Origin of the sequence: Streptomyces liangshanensis (genome assembly GCF_011694815.1) — a bacterium.
Lineage (GTDB): Bacteria > Actinomycetota > Actinomycetes > Streptomycetales > Streptomycetaceae > Streptomyces > Streptomyces liangshanensis.
Map to the genome: position 1 here is coordinate 4,230,755 of NZ_CP050177.1, position 19,246 is coordinate 4,250,000.

Annotated in this window: 9 protein-coding genes and 2 pseudogenes (1 of these 11 only partly in view); 3 read left to right on the forward strand and 8 right to left on the reverse strand. The window is 75.1% G+C overall.

Going from position 1 to position 19,246, the window contains the following annotated elements:
* Positions 1-30: 30 nt before the first annotated feature.
* The 4 genes from HA039_RS18285 to HA039_RS18300 all read right to left on the reverse strand — a co-directional run bounded on the left by HA039_RS18285 (position 31) and on the right by HA039_RS18300 (position 5,960).
* Positions 31-1,332: a PrsW family intramembrane metalloprotease gene (locus HA039_RS18285; RefSeq protein WP_167030936.1), complete on the reverse strand. Its 1,302-nt coding sequence runs from the start codon at positions 1,330-1,332 to the stop codon at positions 31-33.
* A gap of 74 nt (positions 1,333-1,406) precedes the next feature.
* On the reverse strand, positions 1,407-2,171 hold the full coding sequence (trmB, locus tag HA039_RS18290) for a tRNA (guanosine(46)-N7)-methyltransferase TrmB (RefSeq protein WP_167037046.1): 765 nt from the start codon (positions 2,169-2,171) through the stop codon (positions 1,407-1,409).
* Positions 2,172-3,011: 840 nt separating this feature from the next.
* The gene (gene lhgO, locus HA039_RS18295) at positions 3,012-4,229 is read right to left on the reverse strand and encodes an L-2-hydroxyglutarate oxidase (RefSeq protein WP_167030939.1); all 1,218 of its coding nucleotides are present in this window, start codon (positions 4,227-4,229) and stop codon (positions 3,012-3,014) included.
* A 153-nt stretch (positions 4,230-4,382) separates the two neighbouring features.
* Positions 4,383-5,960: an NsdA family TPR-like regulatory protein gene (locus tag HA039_RS18300; protein ID WP_167030942.1), complete on the reverse strand. Its 1,578-nt coding sequence runs from the start codon at positions 5,958-5,960 to the stop codon at positions 4,383-4,385.
* Positions 5,961-6,592: 632 nt separating this feature from the next.
* Between HA039_RS18300 and HA039_RS18305 the strand changes: the two genes are divergently transcribed.
* Positions 6,593-8,815, forward strand: a complete 2,223-nt coding sequence (locus HA039_RS18305) for an asparagine synthase-related protein (protein ID WP_243869542.1) — start codon at positions 6,593-6,595, stop codon at positions 8,813-8,815.
* A gap of 467 nt (positions 8,816-9,282) precedes the next feature.
* On the opposite strand, the gene HA039_RS33600 is transcribed toward HA039_RS18305, so the two are convergent.
* The 3 genes and pseudogenes from HA039_RS33600 to HA039_RS34065 form a co-directional block, all read right to left on the reverse strand.
* The gene (locus HA039_RS33600) at positions 9,283-11,376 is read right to left on the reverse strand and encodes a sigma-70 family RNA polymerase sigma factor (protein ID WP_425086359.1); all 2,094 of its coding nucleotides are present in this window, start codon (positions 11,374-11,376) and stop codon (positions 9,283-9,285) included.
* A 1,696-nt stretch (positions 11,377-13,072) separates the two neighbouring features.
* A pseudogene (locus HA039_RS34060) lies at positions 13,073-13,288 on the reverse strand (SbtR family transcriptional regulator); the annotation flags it as partial.
* 294 nt (positions 13,289-13,582) lie between these two features.
* Positions 13,583-14,185, reverse strand: a pseudogene (locus HA039_RS34065) (TetR/AcrR family transcriptional regulator); the annotation flags it as partial.
* 345 nt (positions 14,186-14,530) lie between these two features.
* Between HA039_RS34065 and HA039_RS18320 the strand changes: the two are divergent.
* Both HA039_RS18320 and HA039_RS18325 read left to right on the forward strand, forming a co-directional pair.
* Complete coding sequence (locus HA039_RS18320; protein WP_167030949.1) at positions 14,531-16,009, forward strand: NAD(P)/FAD-dependent oxidoreductase; 1,479 nt, start codon at positions 14,531-14,533, stop codon at positions 16,007-16,009.
* Positions 16,010-16,240: 231 nt separating this feature from the next.
* Complete coding sequence (locus HA039_RS18325) at positions 16,241-17,911, forward strand: ATP-binding SpoIIE family protein phosphatase (protein WP_167030952.1); 1,671 nt, start codon at positions 16,241-16,243, stop codon at positions 17,909-17,911.
* Positions 17,912-17,959: 48 nt separating this feature from the next.
* On the opposite strand, the gene HA039_RS18330 is transcribed toward HA039_RS18325, so the two are convergent.
* Positions 17,960-19,246: the 3' portion of an MFS transporter gene (locus tag HA039_RS18330; RefSeq protein WP_167037056.1), read on the reverse strand. 99 nt of this gene lie beyond the right edge of the window; the window shows 1,287 of its 1,386 coding nt (coding positions 100-1,386); its start codon lies off the right edge, out of view; it ends in the stop codon at positions 17,960-17,962.

Consider the following 19,246-nt stretch of genomic DNA (forward strand, 5'->3'; position numbering starts at 1 on the left):
CCCGCGGGTCCCGAAGGGGTACGGGGACGGTCAGTCGCGGTACGGGTTGTAGCCCTCGTAGTCGGCGTACGGCGGCGGCACCCGTACCCGGCCCGTGGCCCGCGCCGCGTACGTGAGCGCGGGCCCCGCGATCGTCCTGCGCTGCCACAGGTGGTGCAGCAGCTCCCGCTCCCGCTCGGCGAAGTCCGGCGCGCCCGGCTCCCGTTGCGCCCGGTGGCGGAGGAAGGCGAGGGACGTCGCGAACGCCTCGTACTCCCCGACGGTCCTCGCCGCCCGCGCCCCGTACGTACGGCCCGCGAAGTCCCGTGCCATCGTGCGCGCCCGCATCGAGGAGAGCGCGTGCGGCGCGGCGGGGACGAGCCAGCCGGCGGCGGAGTACGCGGGCAACTCGGCGGAGATCGTGCGCAGTTCGCGCTGCCTGCTCCAGATCGCCAGCCAGGTGACGAGCCCGAGCACGGGGACCATGAACGCGCCGTAGACCAGGTAGAAGCCGTACGGGCCGAAGAGGGACGCGGAGCCGTTCCACAGTGCGTGCATGCCCATCGCCAGGACCAGGCCCAGCAGCGGCAACACCGCTCTGCGCAGCCTGCGGTGGCGGGCCGTGGCCGCCGCCAGCCCGAAGCCGATGCCCGTCAGCACGGTGAAGAGCGGGTGCGCGAACGGCGACAGCACGATCCGTACGACGAAGGTGGCGACGGTCATGGAGGTCAGGCCGGAGTCGCCGGTGTACTGGTCCTCGCCGAAGGCGTTGCCGAGGTAGAGGATGTTCTCGGTGAACGCGAAGCCGGTCGCGGAGAAGCCCGCGACGACCACCCCGTCCACCAGCCCGGTGAACTCCCGCCTGCGGAACAGGAAGATGAGCAGGATCGCGCAGGCCTTCGCGCTCTCCTCGACGACCGGCGCTATCACCGTGGCGCCCAGCGACTCCGCGCCCCGGGGGTCGGCGGTCGCGGCGGCGATCCAGTGGATGGCCAGGGAGTTGGCGAGGATCGCCACCAGGGCGGCGGCGCAGGCGCCCCAGGCGAACGCGAACAACAGGTTGCGCCACGGGCCCGGTTCGACCCGGTCCAGCCAGCGGAAGACCGTCATGAGCAGCGGTACGGGCAGGACGGCGAGGCCGAGGCCGACGAGGAAGCCCTCGGTGCCGGTCTGGTCCCGGACGAGCAGGAGGATCACCAGGCCGCACAGGGCGAGCGCGGTGATCACGGCGGTCGCCCGGACGGCCCGGTGGGCCCAGAACGTACGGCGGCGCCAGAACACGCGGCGCGGCAGGGCGGGGTGGGGGTCGGGGTCGGAGCCGGGCGCGGGGTACGGCGGGGGCGGTGCGGACACCCGTCGACCCTAACCAGCGGCACGGGCGCCCGGCGACGGCGCCTGACCGGCCACCGCGGGTCAGGCGGCCGGGGTCAGGCGGCTGGCGTCGGGGTGCTCGCCGGGAGGTGGGCCGCCCGGCGGAACAGCACGTCGTGCACCGTGTGGCCCTTGTCGAGCCCCTGGCCCTCGAACCGGGTCAGCGGCCGCTGGGCGGGGCGGGGCGCGTACCCGCCGTCCTCCTGGGTGTTCTCGTAGGCCGGGTGGGCCGTGAGGAGCTCCAGCATCTGTTCCGCGTACGGCTCCCAGTCGGTCGCGCAGTGCAGTACGGCCCCGGGCCGCAGCCGCCGCGCGGCGAGGTCGAGGAACTCCGGCTGGATCAGGCGCCGCTTGTGGTGCCGGGTCTTGGGCCAGGGGTCGGGGAAGTAGACGCGCAGCCCGTCGAGGGACGCGGCCGGCAGCATCTCCCTGAGCAGGATGATCGCGTCGCCGTTGGCCACCCGGATGTTGGACAGCCCGTTCCGCTCCGCGAGACGGATCAGGTTGCCCTGCCCGGGGGTGTGCACGTCGACGGCGAGGATCCCGGTGCCGGGGTCGGCGGCGGCCATCTGCGCGGTGGCCTCGCCCATCCCGAAGCCGATCTCCAGGACGACGGGCAGCCCGCCGAACAGCGCGGCCGGGTCGACGGATCGCTGCCCGTCGACGTCCAGCCCCCAGGCGGCCCACTTGCGGCGCAGCGCGTCGGCCTGGCCGGCCGTGACCCGGCTGCGGCGCGGCTGGAAGCTGCGGATACGCCGCTCGAAGTGCGACCCGGCGGGGTCGGCGGCGGGGCCGGTGCCGTTGGGGAACATCCGGCTCATGACCGTGCCGTGATGCGCGGCCAGCCGCTTGGCGCTGTTGTCCTGGGACCGGGCGACTGGGGCGCCACCGCTCTCGGGCCCGCCGCTCCCGGCGCTGACGCCCCGGGCCGCCTCGGCGGGGGTCCCGGTACCCCGCTCGGCGGGCGTCCCGCCGGGGGTCCTGGCACGCGTCTCGGCGGGGACCTCGGCATGGGTGTCGGCGGGCGTCCCGGCACGGTGCTCGGCGGAGATCTCGGTACGGGGCGCCGCGGACGTCCGGGCGGGGGCCTCGGCACCGGTCTTGGCGGACGCCTCGGCAGGGATCTCGGCGGGGGTCTCGGCGATCTGGGTCATCTCGGTCTTCTCGGGCTCGGCCACAATGCCCCCGATTCTACGGAGTCCCCGCGCGCCCCCGCCCGGCCCCGGCGACCGCGGCCCCGCCCGGGCGCGCCCCCGCCTGGCTCGGCTCAGTGACCGCGCCCCCGGCCTGGCCCCGCGACTGCGAGCCCGCTGGCCCGCCCCCGCCTCCCGGCCCCGTGACCGTGCCTTCCGACCCCGCCCGGCCGACCCCCGCTCCCGCTCCCGCGCCCCGCTCCCGCTCCCGCGCCCCGCTCCCGCTCCCGCCCGGCCCCGCCTGGCCGGCCCCGCCTCCCGGCCCGCCTCCCGGCCCCGCGACGGCGCCCCCCGGCCTGGCCCCGTCGACCGCGAGCCCGCCTCCCGCCCCGCGCCCGCGCCATCCGGCCCGGCCGACAGCCGCCGCCCGGCCCGCCCCGCGACCGAGGCCCCGGCCCCCCGGACCCGCGCCCGCGACCGAGGCCCGCTCCCGCGACCGCCCGCCCCCGCGCCGCGCGGCCGTGGCCCTCACCCCTCCGCCAGCACCCCCAGCACCCGTGCCGCCACCTCGCGGCCGATCGGTAGTGACGCCGTTGCCGCCGGGGACGGGGCGTTCAGTACGTGGACCGTGCGGGCGCCGCGGCGGATCAGGAAGTCGTCGGCGAGCGTGCCGTCCCGCAGCACCGCCTGCGCCCGCACCCCGGCCGCCGCCGGGCGCAGGTCCGCGTCCGTCACCGCGGGGAGCAGCCGCCGTACCGCCGTCGCGAACGCGCGCTTCGACAGCGAGCGGTGCAGCTCGCCCGCCCCGTACCGCCAGTGCCTGCGGGCGATCCGCCAGGACCCGGGCCAGCCGAGCGTGCCGGCCACCTCCCCGGGCCGTACGTCCGACCACCGGTACCCCTCGCGGGCCAGCGCCGGCACCGCGTTCGGCCCCACGTGCACCCCGCCGTCGACCGACCGCGTCAGGTGCACCCCCAGGAACGGGAACGCCGGGTCCGGCACCGGATAGACCAGCCCCCGCACCAGCTCGGGCCGCGCCAGCTCGAAGTACTCACCCCGGAACGGCACGATCCGCATCCCCGGGTCGTCGCCCGCCAGCCGCGCCACCCGGTCGCACTGGAGCCCCGCGCAGTTCACCAGCGCCCGCGCCCGCACGACCTCCCCCGCGCCCGTACGGACCGCGACCCCCCACGCGCGGCGGTCGACGACCGTCACCTCCGCGCCGTACCGCACCTCCGCGCCCGCCGCCCGCACCGACTCCGCGAGCTGCCCCGCGACCGCCGTGAAGTCGCACACCCCCGTCGTACCGACATGGATCGCGGCCAGGCCCCGCACCTGCGGCTCGTACTCCATGATCTGCGCCGGGCCCAGCTCCCGCACCGGGATCCCGTTCTCCCGGCCCCGCTGCACCAGCGCGTGCAGCCGCGGCAGCTCGTCGCGCCGCGTCGCCACGATCAGCTTGCCGGTGACCTCGTGCGCGATGCCGTACTCCGCGCAGAACTTGACCATCTCGGCCGCGCCGCGCACCGCGTACCGCGCCTTGAGGGACCCCGGGCGGTAGTAGACCCCGCTGTGGATCACCCCGCTGTTGTGGCCCGTCTGGTGTCGCGCGGGCCCCGCCTCCTTCTCCAGCACCACCACGCGCGTGCCCGGAGCGGCGCGCGTGATCGCGTACGCCGTCGACAGGCCGACGATCCCGCCGCCGATCACCAGCACGTCGCAGTCGAAACCCGCACGTCCGTCCATCGTGTGCCACCTCCCACCCCGATAGTGCACTGGCCCGCTGACAACGCCGCCAAACCACGTGCGGACGGTGTTGTCGGCGGGCCGGCCGGGATCGTCGGCGGCGGACACGGGGAACGTGCGGCGGGGACGTGCGGCCGGGGCGTACGGGAGGCGCTACGCCGGGGCGACCAGCAGCGGCCTCGCACGCTCCCTCAGCTCGACGACGCGCGGCTCGTCCCCGTACGGCTCCAGGCGGTGCAGCAGATCGCGTACGTACTCCGTGGTCCGCGCCGACGAGATGCGCCCCGCCACCTCCACCGCCCGGGTGCCCGCCGCGCACGCCGCGTCGAGGTTGCCCGACTCCAGCTCCGCGACCGCGCTCACCACCAGGCGTAAGCCGTGAGAGCGTACGAACTCCTCCGTCGGCCGCGACAGCGCCTGCTCCGTGAAACGCCGCACCTGGCGCGGCGCCTTGAGGTCGCGGTAGCACTCGGCGGCGTCGGCCGCGAACCGGTCGTACGAGTAGAAGCCCAGCCACGCCGGGTCCGCGTCGCCGTCCCGCGACCGCTCCAGCCACCCCTCCGCCGCCTTCAGCGCCGCCCCGGCCGCGACCGCGTCGCCCGCCTTCGCGTGCGCCCGCGCCTCCACCAGCCGGAAGAAGCTCATCGTCCGGGCCGTGGCCAGCCCCCGGTTGCGCTCCAGCGCCGCCTGCGCCAGGTCCACGCCCTCGTCGGCGAAGCCCCGGTAGGTCGCCTGGAGCGACATCGACGCCAGTACGTACCCGCCCAGCGGCACGTCGGCCGCCGCGCGCGCCAGCCGCAGCGCCTGGATGTAGTACCGCTGCGCCGCTTCCTGTTGGCCCGTGTCGAAGGCCATCCAGCCGGCCAGCCTGGTCAGTTCGGCCGTCGCGCCGAAGAGCCCGCGGCCCACCTCGTCGCTGTACGCGCCGAGGAGCAGCGGCGCCGCGTCCACCCGCAGGCACTCGGGCACCATGGAGGAACGCCAGTCACCTCCGCCGTACTTGGAGTCCCAGCGCCGGGCGTCGGACGCCGCCTCCCGGAGCTTCGCCACGTCGCTGTGGCCCACCCGCAGGGGGGAGACCTCCCCGGCGGACTCGCCACCGGACCCGCCCTGGCCGGCCGACAGCCCGTGACCGGGCGACAGCGAGTGCGCGGCCGACATCCCGTGACCGGCCGCCGACGCACCCTGCCCGGCCGACACGCCGTGCGCGCCGGACCCGCCGTGCGCTCCCCGCGCCGTCCGTGCGACCGTCGGATCCCGGGCCACGGACGAGTCCGCGGGTGTTATCAGCCACCGGGACGCGGGGGTCGCGTAAGCGCTCACTGCGAAGGATCCGGCCAGCGACTGCCAGATACCCCCGCTGCCCCCCCGGCGGCCCGCCAGGTCCAGCCGGTACAACTCCGTGGCGGAGCGCACCGCCTCGCCCACGTCGCGCGGGAACGCCAGGCCGACCTCGGGGGCCGGATCGGCGTCCGCCAGGCCGATCTCGTGGAGTGGGACAGGCCGTCCCAGCTTCGCGCCGATGGCCGCGGCGATGAGATGGGGCGCGGCACCCTGCGGCACCATCCCCTTCGACACCCACCGCGCCACGGAGGTCTTGTCGTAGCGAAGGGTCAGCCCGCGCTGCGCCCCCAGGTCGTTGACCCGCCGGGCGAGGCCGGCGTTGCTGATTCCCGCGAGGGCGAGAACGGTTCCGAGCTTTTCGTTCGGCCCGCGTAGCTCCCTGGACATGCGCCACCCCTCGACACACAGACGGCCGCCGCGTCGCGGCATAGGCGCGCGGCATTCGTAAACCCAGCGTAGTTCGCCACATCCCGACCGTTAAGGGGCGGACTTCCCTATGGCGGGATTGTTGTCCGTACACGAGTCCGCGCGTAAGTCCCCGTCGTGATGTTCGTGCTCCGGGTGTGTGGCCGTGCGCCCGGCCGTGCGCTCTTGGCCCCGGAGGAGCGGGAGCGCTTCCATGAGTCCTGCGTGGGTCGGCCCACTGCGTACTGGAACCAGTGGGCTGGGGGACACCGCCGCCCCAATCCCCGCGGGCGGTGGATCGGTCCGGGAGACGGGAAACGCCTCCCGGACCGAACGCGTGAGGGCGTTCCGGCGCCCCGCCGTGCCCGGAGATTGGCTGAATGCCGCCGGTCCGCCGAGGGCTGTTTCTCCGCCATCCGGCCCATGCCAATGGCGCATTCGCATGTTCGCGCCTGTCGCGCGTCCGCCGCCCGGGGGCTACCGGCGGCCCCTCCTGTGTGCTGTTGTCGTGGCAGCATGTCCTCGAACGGCCCGGATCGAGCTACTGTCCACGCCTCGGACCGAGCTCCCGTACGGGCCTCGATGCGACTTGTCCACAGGCTGTGGAGGCGGCGATGCGCTGGTTGGTGGGGTGGAGCAGTATCGCCGCGCGTTTCGGAACGGCGGGCACCGCGGGGAACGTAGGCGGGTCCGTCGCCGGGGCGGTCGGCGGGTACGCGGGCGGCAACGGCGGCGCGGGCGGCGGTAACGGCGCGGCGGGCGGCAACGGCAGTGCGGGAGCCGTCGGGTTCGCCGACGGCGACAGCTCCGGGGGCGGTACGGTCCACCCGGTCGGCTCCCAACTCCTGTGGGGCGACCCGGATCCGCTCTGGGCCGTCGGCGACTGGCGCCCCGACGAAGTGCGCGTCGTCAGCATCGACGCCGTCAACCGCCTCGCGATCCTGGGCTGTTGCGGCGCCACCGACGAGCAACTGCGCGTCGGGCTCTTCGCGGCGCGCGGCGGGGCCCTGCGGCATCTCACGGCCTGGCCCGGGAGTTACACCGCCGTCGCGCAGATCGGCCGCCGCATCACCGTCGTCGGCGACCTGGCCGGCGCCCGCCCCGTCTTCTACACCCCCTGGGCCGCCGGCACCGCCTACGCCACCGCCGCCCTGCCCCTCGCCGACCTCATCGAGGCACAGCTCGACATCGGCTACCTGGCGGCGCTCCTCGCCTGCCCCGAGAGCCCCGAGGCCCTGCGCGACGCCACCCCGTACGACGGCGTCAAACGCATCCCGCCCGGGCACGCGCTGATCCTGCGCGAGGGGTCCCGCGAGATCACCGGGTACGAACAGGTCGCCTCGCTCGCCGTCGCCGCGCCCCAACTCGACCCCGACCGGGCCGTCGAAGGCGTCCGCGACGCCCTCGTGGAAGCCGTACGGGCCCGCCTGACGGCCCCGCGCCACGCCCCCGAGACCCTGCCGCCCGACCCCGGTCCCGTCCCCGGCATGGGCCCCGCCGAACGCCGCGCCGCCCGCGGGGCGCCCGTCCCCGGCATCGGCGCCGACCTGTCCGGCGGCAGCGCCTCCGGGACCCTCGCGCTGCTCGCCGCCGGGCTGCCGGGCGCGCCCGGCACGATCCTCGGGCACGGCACCGGCGCGGGGGAGCGGCTGCTCGCCGTCACCTTCAACGACCTGGCCACCGGCGGGCGCGACGAGGCCGAGCTGGAGCGGGCCCGGTCCATCGCGGCGAACCCCCGGCTCCACCACGTCGTCGTCGCGGCGGGCGAGGAGGCCCTGCCGTACGCCGAGTTGGAGGGCCCGCTCACCGACGAGCCGGGCCCCTCCCTCGTCCTGGCCGAACGCAACCGGCGCCGACTCGCGGCGGGCAGCGCCGACCACTTCACCGGCGCCGGGGCGCGCGAGGTCCTCGACGCGCACCCCGCCCGCCTCGCCGACCTCCTGCTCGACCGGCGCAGACGCCACCTCCTGCACCCCGTCGCGGCCCTCGCCAAGGCCGAAGGCGCCTCGCCCGCCTCGGTGTTCGTCCCGTTCACCGTCTACCGGGCGGCCCGCCGCCTGGCCCGTACGCCATACCGCACCGGCCTCGAAGCCGCCGCCGCCCGCCTCCCCGAGGCCAACCGCTCACCGCTCGCACCCGCCGCGAACGGGCCGCTCGGCGCGTCGCTCGCCGCGCTCACCTGGTCCCGGCCCGGGCCCGCCGCGCGCTGGCTCACGGGCGAGGCGCTGGCCGAAGTATCGGTTCGCCTGTCGACCGCCGCGACCCGCCCCACGTCCGTCCCCCGCCCCGGCGATGCCCGCGCCCGCGCGGCGCTCGCCCGGTACGCGGCGGACCACCGCGTACTCGAACAGGCCGCCGAGATCCGCAGCCAGCGCCTCCACGCCCCCTTCCTCGACAACCAGGTCGTCCGCGCGTCCCGCCTGCTGCCGGAGGCCCTGCGCGTCCAGCCCGGCGCCCGCGCCGACGTCCTGCGCACGGTCCTCGCGGGCGCCGGCATCCACGACCTGCCACCCGGCTGGGGCGCGACGTCCCGGGGCGGGACGGCGGCGGCGACCCGGGCGGGCCTGCGCCTGGCCATCGGCGACCTGATGGCCCTCTTCGACGCGCCGCTCCTGGCGGACGCCGGCCTGATCGAGGCCCGCGTCGTCCGCAAGGCGCTGCGCGCGGCGGCGGAGGGGGTGCCGGTGCCGTTGGACGGCCTGGCGGACCTGGTCTCGACGGAGCTGTGGCTACGCCGCCTCCTCGCGCGCCGCGGCACCTGCTGGACCGGCACAGCCGCCCCCCGCCGCCGCGCGGTAGCAGGCGGAGTAACCCCCCGCCCAACCCTGCACTCCTGACCCCCCGCACCCCGACGTCCTCAATCGCCGGACGGGCTTGGTTGTGCGTCGGCCGGTTGCGCGGGCGCGGCTCACCGATGTCCTCAATCGCCGGACGGGCTGGAGGGGTTGCGCGGGTCGTGACCGTGCGGGTCAAAGACGTCCTCAAACGCCGGACGGGCTGAAAGCAAGCCCCCGGAAGGGGCGGGTGGTTTGGGCGTGCGCCTGGAAGGGGGGCGGGCAGGGGTCGTGTCCGGAACGTAGAGCGTGTTTTGTGTCGCGTGATGGGCGTTACCGCAAACAACTGGTCGCGCGCGACGTAAAACATGCAGTGCAGGACGCGGCCCCTGCCCGACCCCCGGCGACAACCCGCAGTCGAAAGACGGCCCGCAGCGGGCAAATCAAGCCCGTCCGGCGCTTGAGGACAAAGCAGTAACCCGCACCCGCGCACCGGCCAGACGGACCCCAACGCGCACCCCCCGCGAGCTTCACCGACAGGAGATCCGCGACCGCGCCCAATCCGCCAACGCCACCGCGTCAAACGCCCCCTCAGGCTCCACGACCAACCGAATCGACCGCTGCCCCAAAATCCCCACAGACACCGGAACTGCCCCCTCACCCCCCCTGAGCACCGGCGACCGCCACAACCGCCCCCCGTCCCCGTACACGGAGAACCGCACAGCCCCGATCCCCAGCGTCATGTCGTCCACCCCCACCATCGCCTCGTACGACGTACAGCTCCGGTTGAGGTCGATCGTCACCGACGACCTCGCGTGCATCGTCACCCCGTACGCGTACCGGGTACCGCCGATCGACACGCCCGACCGCTGCCAGAGCCACCCGCTCCCGCGGAGCCGTACCTCGGGCGCGGTGCCGTCCCCGAGGACGCCGTACTTCAACTGGTTCACCTGGTACACCGCGGGCGCCGGCACGGGCGCCGGCTTCGGCGGCTTGAACGTGGGCGCGGGCCTGACGACCGGCGGAGCCGAGGGCCGCGGCGACGGCCGCCGCTTCGCGGGCGCGGCCGACGGCGTCCGGGACGGCGCCGCACGAGGCGTACGTACGGACGCGGACGGACGCGCCGAAGGAGCCACGGGCGACACCCGCGGCGCACGCGGCCTCGCCGGCGACGGCGAAGGCTCCGGAACCGGCTCCGGAACACCAGGCACGATCGGCTGAGCCGCCGGCGGCTTCGCGTCCGGCCTCGCCGGGTCCTCCGGACTGTTGCCCGCCAGCGCCCACACCAGACCGGCCGTCGCGACGACGACCAGCCCCGCGATCCCGACCTTCACCGGCGCCCCGAGCCCCTCGGAAGCCGCGGCCCCGGCCGCCCCCGCACCCCCAGAAGCAACCCCGGCCCCCGCGCCCGCAGCAGCCCCGCCAGCAGCGGCACCCCCAGCAGCCGCACCCGCACCCGCACCCCCCGCAGCAGCCCCCCCGGACGCACCCCCCACAGCCGCAGCCCCCGCCACCCCGGCAGCCCCCGCGCCGCCCGCGATGATCCCGGCCGCCTTGAGGGAGTAACCCACCGCGAACCACCCGATGACCGCGATCGGCACCAGCGCCGGAATCCCGGAGTTGACGTACGCCAGCTCACCCGCCGCCACCCGGCACTTCGCGCACTCCTCCAGGTGCTTGCGCAACCCCCGCTCGGCCCGCATCCGCAACCCGCCGCGCGCGTACGCCCCGAGCCGGTCCGCGTACCGCGCGCAGTCCCCGCCCGAGGTGAGCGCGGTGCTCACATGGGCCTGGAGGTACGCCTGCTTCAGCCCCTCGCGCGCCCGCCCGGCCAGCACGGCCGTCGCGTTGGCGCTCAGCCCGAACAGCGGCGCCACCTCGCTGGGCGACTCGTCCTCGACCGTCGTGTGCCAGAGCACCGCCTGCCAGCGCTCGGGAAGACTGCGGAACGCCTGCATGGCGAGCGACTGTTCGGCCTCGTGCATGGCCTGTACGTCGGCGCCCACGTCGAGCGTGTCCACGTCCGAGACCTCCGCGACGCGCGCGGCCTGCGCCGCGAACACCGCGAAGTCGTCGACCAACTGCTCGCGCTTCGCGGACTTCGTCCAGGACGCGGCGACGCGCCGCACGGTCGTCAACAGGTAGGCGCGGACCGCCTGCTCGGGCCCGGCCCCGCCGCGCACGGCCTGGAGCGTACGGGCGAACACCTCGGCCGTCAGGTCGTCGGCGGTGTGCGCGTCCCTGCAACAGGTACGGGCGTAGCGCCGCACCGCGTCCGAGTGCCGCCGGAACAACTCTTCGTACGCGCTGTCGTCACCGTCCCGCATCCGCTGCACCAGATCCGCGTCCGACCGGGGCAGCGTGGCGGCGGGCAGTTCCAGCGTCGGTACGTCGGCGTCCTCACCGAACCGGGGATCGTCCTCGGTCCCCCGCTCCCGCTGCGACGGCACACTCCCGTCCCCACCAGGCAGCGGCAGAAGCCCCCCCTGCCCCAGGACACCCCCCCCAGGCTCAACAGCAGGCCCAGGCACCCACCCACCCCACCCAGAAACGCCGCCGTCCCCCACCTGCCCAGCCCCACCCTGCTCGGCACCACCCGGGCCGGCCCACTCCTGCCCAGTCACGCCACCCCAACCGCGCCCAGGCAACCCGAGCCCACCCCCCTGACCGGGCACACCACCCCCACCCCCGCCACCGGCCCCACGCGGGCCAGGCCCATCCACGCCGGACCCGCCCTGAACGGGTACGTCGCCCTCATTCGCCTGCCCGGGCCCACCCTGCTCGGGACCACCTGGGCCAGATCCCCCCTGGACGGGTACACCCGCCTCTCCGGGCCCGCCCGGCCCCGGACTACCTAGGCCAGCCCTGCCCTGGCCGGGCACGCCGGCCTCGCCCACCTGCCCGGGCCCACCCTGTTCCGGCACGCCGTGCCCGCCCACCGGGCCGGCACCACCTTGCCCGGGAACAGTCGGCGGCCCGCCCGGAGCACCTGACGCCCCGAAACCACCCTGACTACTGGGACCACCAAGACCTCCCGGAACACCCGGTCCGCCGGTCCGCCCCGCTCCCGGCGGGAACGGCTCACTTGGCCCGCCCTGGCTCGGCACCTGCCAGGACGCCGAATCTCCGGACTCCGCCGCACCCCCGTGGGCTCCGGTGCCGGATCGCCCGCTACCGCCATGAGCCTCGCCACCAGGCAGCCCCGTACCGCTGCGCGCACCGTCTCCGGGTCGCTCCGCAGCCCCGTGGGCACTGTTCCCGGTTCGCTCAGTACTCCCGTGGGCACCGTCCCCGGTTTGCCGCTCCGCACTTCCGTCGGGAGCGCCCGCAGGTCGCCCGGTGCCGCCCTCGGCGCTGCCGCCAGGTTGCTCCGCACCCCCGTGGGCACCGTCCCCGGGCCGCTGCGTACCGCCGTCGGCACCGCCACCGAGTGGCTCGTCCTGTCCATCACCGCTCATCGCGGAAGCCCCCGCACGCACCGTCCGACCCACACACTCGGTCAGCGTGCCACAGCGCATCGTGGCCAAGCCGCCTCAAGCTCGGCAACCACCTCGTCCAGGGCCGTTTCGCGCGTCCCGGCCCCACACTTCACCCGTTCGGGGAACCCCAACGCCGCCTGGAAGTACGCCAGTTCGAGAGCGCCCGCACAACGCCCGGCGTCGGGCGAGGCCCGATGTCCGCCCCCTGCCCGTGCTTTTACGCGGAGCTGCCCGGTGCGCGGTTGTCCGTGCGCGGCCACCCGCCCGATGTCCCGCCCGTGCACGTGTGCCTGCCCAGCCGGAGTTGCCCGCCGCGCGGACGTCCGCGCGCGGCCACCGCCCGGCACGCGCACCATGCCGGGCCCGACAAGCCACGCCCCAGCCCAGCACAGCGCCTTCGGCCCGACGCGCCCCCGCAACGCCCGCCGCGCTCAACGCCCGGCCCGGCGCACTCCGCAACGCCCGTCGCGGCCCAACGCACCCCATGCCGGCGCACGCACGCCACGCCCCCGCCCAGCAAAGCGCCCGCCAGGCCGGCCGCCCAGCGCCGCCAGCTCGGCTCGCCCCGCAGCGCTCCCGCGCCCCGCAGCGCTCCCGCGCCCAGCACCCGACCCGACCCCGGCCCGCCTCCAACGCTCCCGCGTCCAGCACCCGGCCCGGCACGCCCCGCAACGCCCGCCGCGCCCAGAACGGACCCCGGCCCACGCCCAATGCCCGCCCCCAGCACCGCCCCTCAACGCCCAGGCCGCCCCACGCCCAAAGCCAACGCCCCCGGCGCACGCGCAGCCGCAGGCGCAGACCACCCGCGCAGCCGCGACACCCCCGCCGCCCCCAACGCCCCTCAAACCGGCCGGGACCGCAACCCCTCCAGCAGGATGTCCAGCAGCCGTGCCGAAGCCGCCGCCTGTTGTGCCGCGTCCGGCAACGACGGGGCCGCCGTCGCGATCACCAGCAGGACGTCCGCCACCGTCACGTCGACGCGCAGCTCACCCGCCTCACGCGCCCGCTCCACCAGCTGCCCCACGACCTCCAGCAGCTCCACGGCCCCCGGGTCGTCCAGGTCGTCCACCGTCAGGCGCTGTCCGACCACCCGCAGATCGGGCTGACCCGCCTGCCGCTGCTGAGGCACCCGCGCCTCGGCCGCCTGTCCGTGCGCGCCGGCCGCGGCCTCGTGACCGCCGCGTATCCCCGCCGAGCCCTCGTGTCCACGCGAGCCCGCAGCGGCCTCGTGCCCGCCGCGAACCCCCGCCTCAGCCGCCTGCCCACGCGAGCCCGCGTCAGAAGCCTGCCCAAGCCCCCCGGCCTCGTGCCCAAGCCCCCCGACCCCGGCCTCGTGCCCAAACCCCCCAGCCCCGGCCTCGCGCCCGCGAGCCCCCGCCTCGGAGGCCTGCCCAAGCGCCCCCGCCTCACCCTCGAACCCAAGCCCCCCAGCCCCAGGCGCAACCCCGGAAGCCACCCCGGACCCAGCCACAGAAGCCACCCCAGACCCAGACCCAGACCCAACCCCAGGCGCAACCCCACGCCCCCCCACCGGATCGTCCGCGTCCACGCCCACCCGTAACACCTGCGGCGGCAACAAGCGCCCCGCGCCCGACGCCACCGACGTGCGCAGGAAGCGGGAGAGGGCCGACCACGGCTCCTCCTCCTGCCCCAGCGCCGTACGCGCCTGGTCGGTCAGCCGGGAGGTCTCCTCCTCGGCTATCCGGCGCACCAGCACGTCCTTGCTGGGGAACCGCCGGTAGACCGTGCCGACACCCACCCGGGCCCGGCGCGCCACGTCCTCCATCGGCGCCCCGTACCCCAACTCGCCGAACACCTCGCGAGCCGCCCGCAGGACATGCTCCAGATTGCGCTGCGCGTCCACGCGGAGCGGAGCCGATCGCCCGCCCGCGCCCAAGCGGCCTTCCCCGTCCGAGACGACGGCAGCCTGCCAATGCGAATCCTGAATGTGCATAAGCGTTCCCCCGGTAATGATGTCTCCCCCCGGAGACTCCCCGCTTGACATGTCGACGATGTGAGCCTGTCCCGTCACAGGCCGTACACCCCGACGAGGTACGAACATAGTTGAGCCCGCGTCAATTCAGAAGGGGGTAGTTCCGCACGGAGCGTGCCCCGATCGGAGCAAGGACCGGAAGATGGGTGATTCAACCATCTCCCCCACCCCTCCCCACCCGCTCTGACCTGGCTTCCTCCGCCATTACCGGCGCATTTGCGCACCCCGCCCCACCGACCGCCTCCGGTCACACAATTTGTCGGGGCTGTGGACAAAGTCTTGAGCGCGTTGCGTCATGGGGGAGTGATGGCTGAGATCTCCCCGGGGTCGACCCCCGCACCCCCGTCCGCGACGCCTCCCCCGGCGCCTCCCGCGCGCATTCTGGTCGTCGGCGGCGGCTACGTCGGCATGTACACCGCGCTACGGCTCCAGCACAAGCTCAGGAGCGGCGAGGCCGAGGTCACCGTCGTCACCCCCGAGCCCTATATGACGTATCAGCCATTCCTCCCCGAGGCCGCGGCCGGGAACATCTCCCCCCGCCACGTCGTCGTCCCCCTCCGGCGCGTCCTGTCCGGGTGCCGCATCGTCCTCGGCGAGGCCGTCTCCATCGACCACGCCAAACGCACCGCCACCCTCCGGACCCTCGGCGCCGACGAGGAGGGCACCGGCACCGTCGACGTCACCTACGACGAACTCGTCCTCGCCCCCGGCTCGGTCTCCCGCACCCTCCCCGTCCCCGGCCTCGCCGAACACGGCATCGGCTTCAAGACCGTCGAGGAGGCCATCGGACTGCGCAACCACGTCATCGAACAGATGGACATCGCCTCCTCCACCCGCGACCCCGCCCTCCGCGACGCCGCCCTCACCTTCGTCTTCGTCGGCGGCGGATACGCGGGCGTCGAAGCCCTCGCCGAACTGGAGGACATGGCCCGCTACGCCACCCGCTACTACCACAACCTCAAGGCCGAGGACCTGAAATGGATCCTCGTCGAGGCGACCGGCCGCATCCTCCCCGAGGTCGGCGAGGAGATGGGCCTGTACGCCGTCCGCGAGCTGCGCGCCCGCAACATCGACGTACGGCTCGACACCCGCCTCGACTCCTGCGAGGACCGCGTCGCCGTCCTCAGCGACGGCACCCGCTTCCCCACCCGCACCCTCGTCTGGACGGCCGGCGTCAAACCCCACCCCGTCCTCGCCGCCACCGACCTCCCCCTCACCGCGCGCGGCCGCCTCAAGTGCACCGCCCGCCTCGGCGTCGACGGCGCCGAGCACGCCTGGGCCGCCGGTGACGCCGCCGCCGTCCCCGACGTCACCGCCGCCGAACCGGGCACCGAATGCGCGCCCAACGCCCAGCACGCCGTCCGCCAGGCCAAGGTCCTCGCAGGCAACATCCTCGCCTCCCTGCGCGGCGAACCCCTCCAGGACTACCGTCACAAGTACGCGGGCTCCGTCGCGTCCCTCGGCCTCCACAAAGGCGTGGCACACGTCTACGGCCGCAAGCTCAAGGGCTACCCGGCCTGGCTCATGCACCGCGTGTACCACCTCAGCCGCGTCCCCACCTTCAACCGCAAGGCCCGCGTCCTCGCGGAATGGACCCTCTCAGGACTCTTCAAACGGGAGATCGTCTCCCTCGGCTCGCTGGAACACCCCCGCGCCGAGTTCGAACTCGCCGCGGGAGGCAAGAAGACCGACTCCCCAGGAGGCCCGACGACCTGGGACACGCCCAGGCACAGGCCCAAGGACACGCCCAAGGACACGCCGGGCGAGCCGTCCGACGACCGCTGACGCCGCCCTCCCAGAACCGGTCACATCGACCGCCCGACAACAGGTCACGTCAACGACCGGAACTCGGCCGGTGCCCGCCGGCCGTCCGGTCGGCGACACTGGAGCCGTGACCGACGTGTGACCATAGGTGGGCTCACCTCTGCACAGAGTGATCCGGTGCACGACCGGTCCGGCACGCTCGGCTCCGCTCGGCCAACACGAACAACACGACCCCATGAGGCCTGAACAGACGTGAATTTCACGCGTTGGAGCGCCCGGCTCCCCGGTACGCAGCGCCGCGCCGCCGCGCGGACCGACCGCGGCTCCGTACCCGCGGCCCGTGGTGAGTACGAGCGGCAGCCCGACCCCGTACCGGACGACGTCCCCTCCCTGGAGGACCTCTCCGTACGGGAGATCCTGGGCGAACTACCCGCCCTGGTGGCCCTGGTGTACGGCCCCGAGCACCGCCTCGCGTACGTCAACGACGCGTACGCCGCCGCCTTCGGCCCCCGTACCGCCGGCACCCTCGCCGCGGACAGCTGCCCCGAACTCGCCGAGCTGGGCCTCCTGCCGCTCCTCGACCAGGTGCTGCGCAGTGGCAAGCCCCGTACGGTCAAGTCCCGCAAGGTCCACGTCCGCGGCCGCTCCGACCGGACCCAGGACGGCGCCGGCACACCCGAGAGCGGGGAAGGCTCCTACACCGTCACCTGCACCCCCGTCGGCTGCAAGGACTCCGGCGGTGTCCTCGTCTTCGCCGCCGACGTCACCGACCACGCCGAGGCCGCCGAACGGCTCCGTACCAGCGAGCGCCGGCACCGGCAGACCGCCGTCACCCTCCAGCGCTCCCTCCTCCCGCAGGAGTTGGAGCAACCCGACGACCTCCGCGTGGCCGCCACGTACCAGCCGGGCGGCAAGGACGCCGCGGTCGGCGGCGACTGGTACGACGTCATCACGCTCGGCGCCGGCCGTACGGCCCTGGTCATCGGCGACGTCATGGGCCGGGGCGTGCGCGCCGCCGCCGTGATGGGCCAACTCCGCACCGCCGTCCGGGCCTACGCCCGCCTCGACCTGCCCCCGCACGAGGTCCTGCAACTCCTCGACGGACTCGCCGCCGAGATCGACGCCAGCCAGATCGCCACCTGCGTCTACGCCGTCCACGACCCCGACGAGGGCCGCCTCGTCTACGCCTCCGCCGGCCACCTGCCGATCCTGGTACGCGCCGAGGACGGCTCCGTCGAACGCGCCGCGGACCCCACCGGGCCCCCGCTCGGCACCGGCGGCTGGCAGCACACCTCGGGCAGCATCGCGCTCCCGCCCGGCTCCACGGCCGTGCTCTACACGGACGGCCTCGTCGAGCGGCGCGGCGAGGACATCGACGAGGGCATCGAGTCCCTCGAACGCGCCCTCTCCGGCGCCAAGGGCTCGCCCCAGGTCGTCTGCGACCGGCTGATCCGCTCCCTCGGCGTGACGGCCGACCACGACGACGACGTCGCGGTCCTCGTCCTCCAATACCCGGCGCGTACGGGGCCGGACGCCGAGCTCTTCCACAACGCGGCGCTCGACCTGCTCGGCGGCATCGAGGCCGCCCCGCGCGCCCGCGCCTTCGCCACGGGGGTCCTGTCCTCCTGGCGGTTCCCGGTCGAACTGCGCGACCTGGGCGTGCTCGCCACCAGCGAACTCGTCGCCAACTCCCTCCAGCACGGCACCCCGCCCATGCGCCTCAGACTCCGCCGCACCGACCGCCGCCTGATCATCGAGGTGACCGACGGCGACGACCACCTGCCGCGCCGCCGCCGCGCCGAACCGGCCGACGAGGCGGGCCGCGGGATCTCCATCATCGCGACGATCGCCTCGTCCTGGGGCTCGCGCCGCACGCCCGGCGGCGGCAAGGCCGTCTGGTGCGAGTTCGCCCTGCCCCGCTGACGCACGACCGCCGGAAGCGGCCCGCCGACGCGCTCCTGCCAGGAGCGGTCAGCCCACCCGCTCCGGTACGGGTCCGACCTGCTCCGGTACGGATCCCACCCGCTCCGGTACGGGCTCCGCCTGCCCTGGTACGGGCTTCGCCTCCTCGGCCCCCGCCCCCGCCGCCGGCACCCGCCGCGCGACCACCCGCGAGGCCGACGCGAGCGCAGGCCGGTCCTGCACGGGAGTGAGCCGCCGGCCGAGCCGCAGCGCCAGCACGGTGATGCCCAGCGAGAACAGCACGAACGTCACGATGTACGGCCCGTGCAGCGACGCCCCCATCGGACCGCCCACCGCCGGGCCGACCGCCAGCGCGAGCTGCTTCACCAGCGCGAAGGCCGAGTTGTACTGCCCGACCATCGACGTCGGCGCCAGATCGGCCACCAGCGGCGCGACGGTCGGCGCGAGCATCGCCTCACCGAGCCCGAACAGCGCGTACGTGGAGATGAACGCGGCCGTCGCCATCGTCGTACTCCCGTGCCCGAGCCCCGCGTACCCCGCGACGATCCACGCCGCGGTCCAGATCAGCCCGACCGCCGCGATCACCCGCGTCCGGCTCCGCCGCTCGACCAGCCGCAGCACCACGAACTGCGCGACCACGATCACCGCGGTGTTCGCGGCCAGCGCGACCCCGAGCGTCGACGGGTCGATCCCCGCGGCCTCGGTCCCGTACGCCGCGAGCCCCGACTCGAACTGCCCGTAACAGGCGAAGAACACCACGAAGCCCAGCCCGAGCAACCGCACCATCGCCCGGTGCCGGAGCAGCGCCCGCACCCCGCCCCCGGCGCGCCTGGCGGCGTCGGTCTCCTTGGACAGCGCGCTCACGGCGAAGGCGGCCGGGCGGGGCAGCCGGACCGAGGCGGCCATGCCCGCCAGCACGAGGAACATCGCGGCCTCGACGGCGAACAGCAGCGTGAAGCTGCCCGGCCGGTCCTGGTCGACGATCTGCCCGCCGACCAGCCCGCCGACGCCGAGCCCGAGGTTCGCCAGGAAGAACTGCGTCGCGAAGGCCCGCGTCCTGGTCGCCGCCGACGAGCACCACACGATCATCGTGGCCAGCGCCGGCTGCATGACGGCCGTCCCGGCACCGAGCACCGCCGCCGACATCACCGCCGCCGGCACGCTCCCCGAGAACCCCATGGCGAGCGCCCCCACCGAGGCCAGCACCGCCCCGCTCACCAGGACGGGCAGCGGACCGCGCCGGTCGATGATCCGACCGGTGAAGGGGAGGACGACAAGAGCGGCCATGGCGAAGACCGCCAGCACCACACCGGCGGTACCGGCGCCCAGATCCCG

Bases quoted from the DNA above. Each gene is read 5' to 3' on its own strand.
- HA039_RS18300 (WP_167030942.1), bottom strand. From the start codon at position 5,960: ATGTCCAGGGAGCTACGCGGGCCGAACGAAAAGCTCGGAACCGTTCTC.
- HA039_RS18305 (WP_243869542.1), top strand. From the start codon at position 6,593: ATGCGCTGGTTGGTGGGGTGGAGCAGTATCGCCGCGCGTTTCGGAACG.
- lhgO (WP_167030939.1), bottom strand. From the start codon at position 4,229: ATGGACGGACGTGCGGGTTTCGACTGCGACGTGCTGGTGATCGGCGGC.
- trmB (WP_167037046.1), bottom strand. From the start codon at position 2,171: ATGAGCCGGATGTTCCCCAACGGCACCGGCCCCGCCGCCGACCCCGCC.
- HA039_RS18320 (WP_167030949.1), top strand. From the start codon at position 14,531: ATGGCTGAGATCTCCCCGGGGTCGACCCCCGCACCCCCGTCCGCGACG.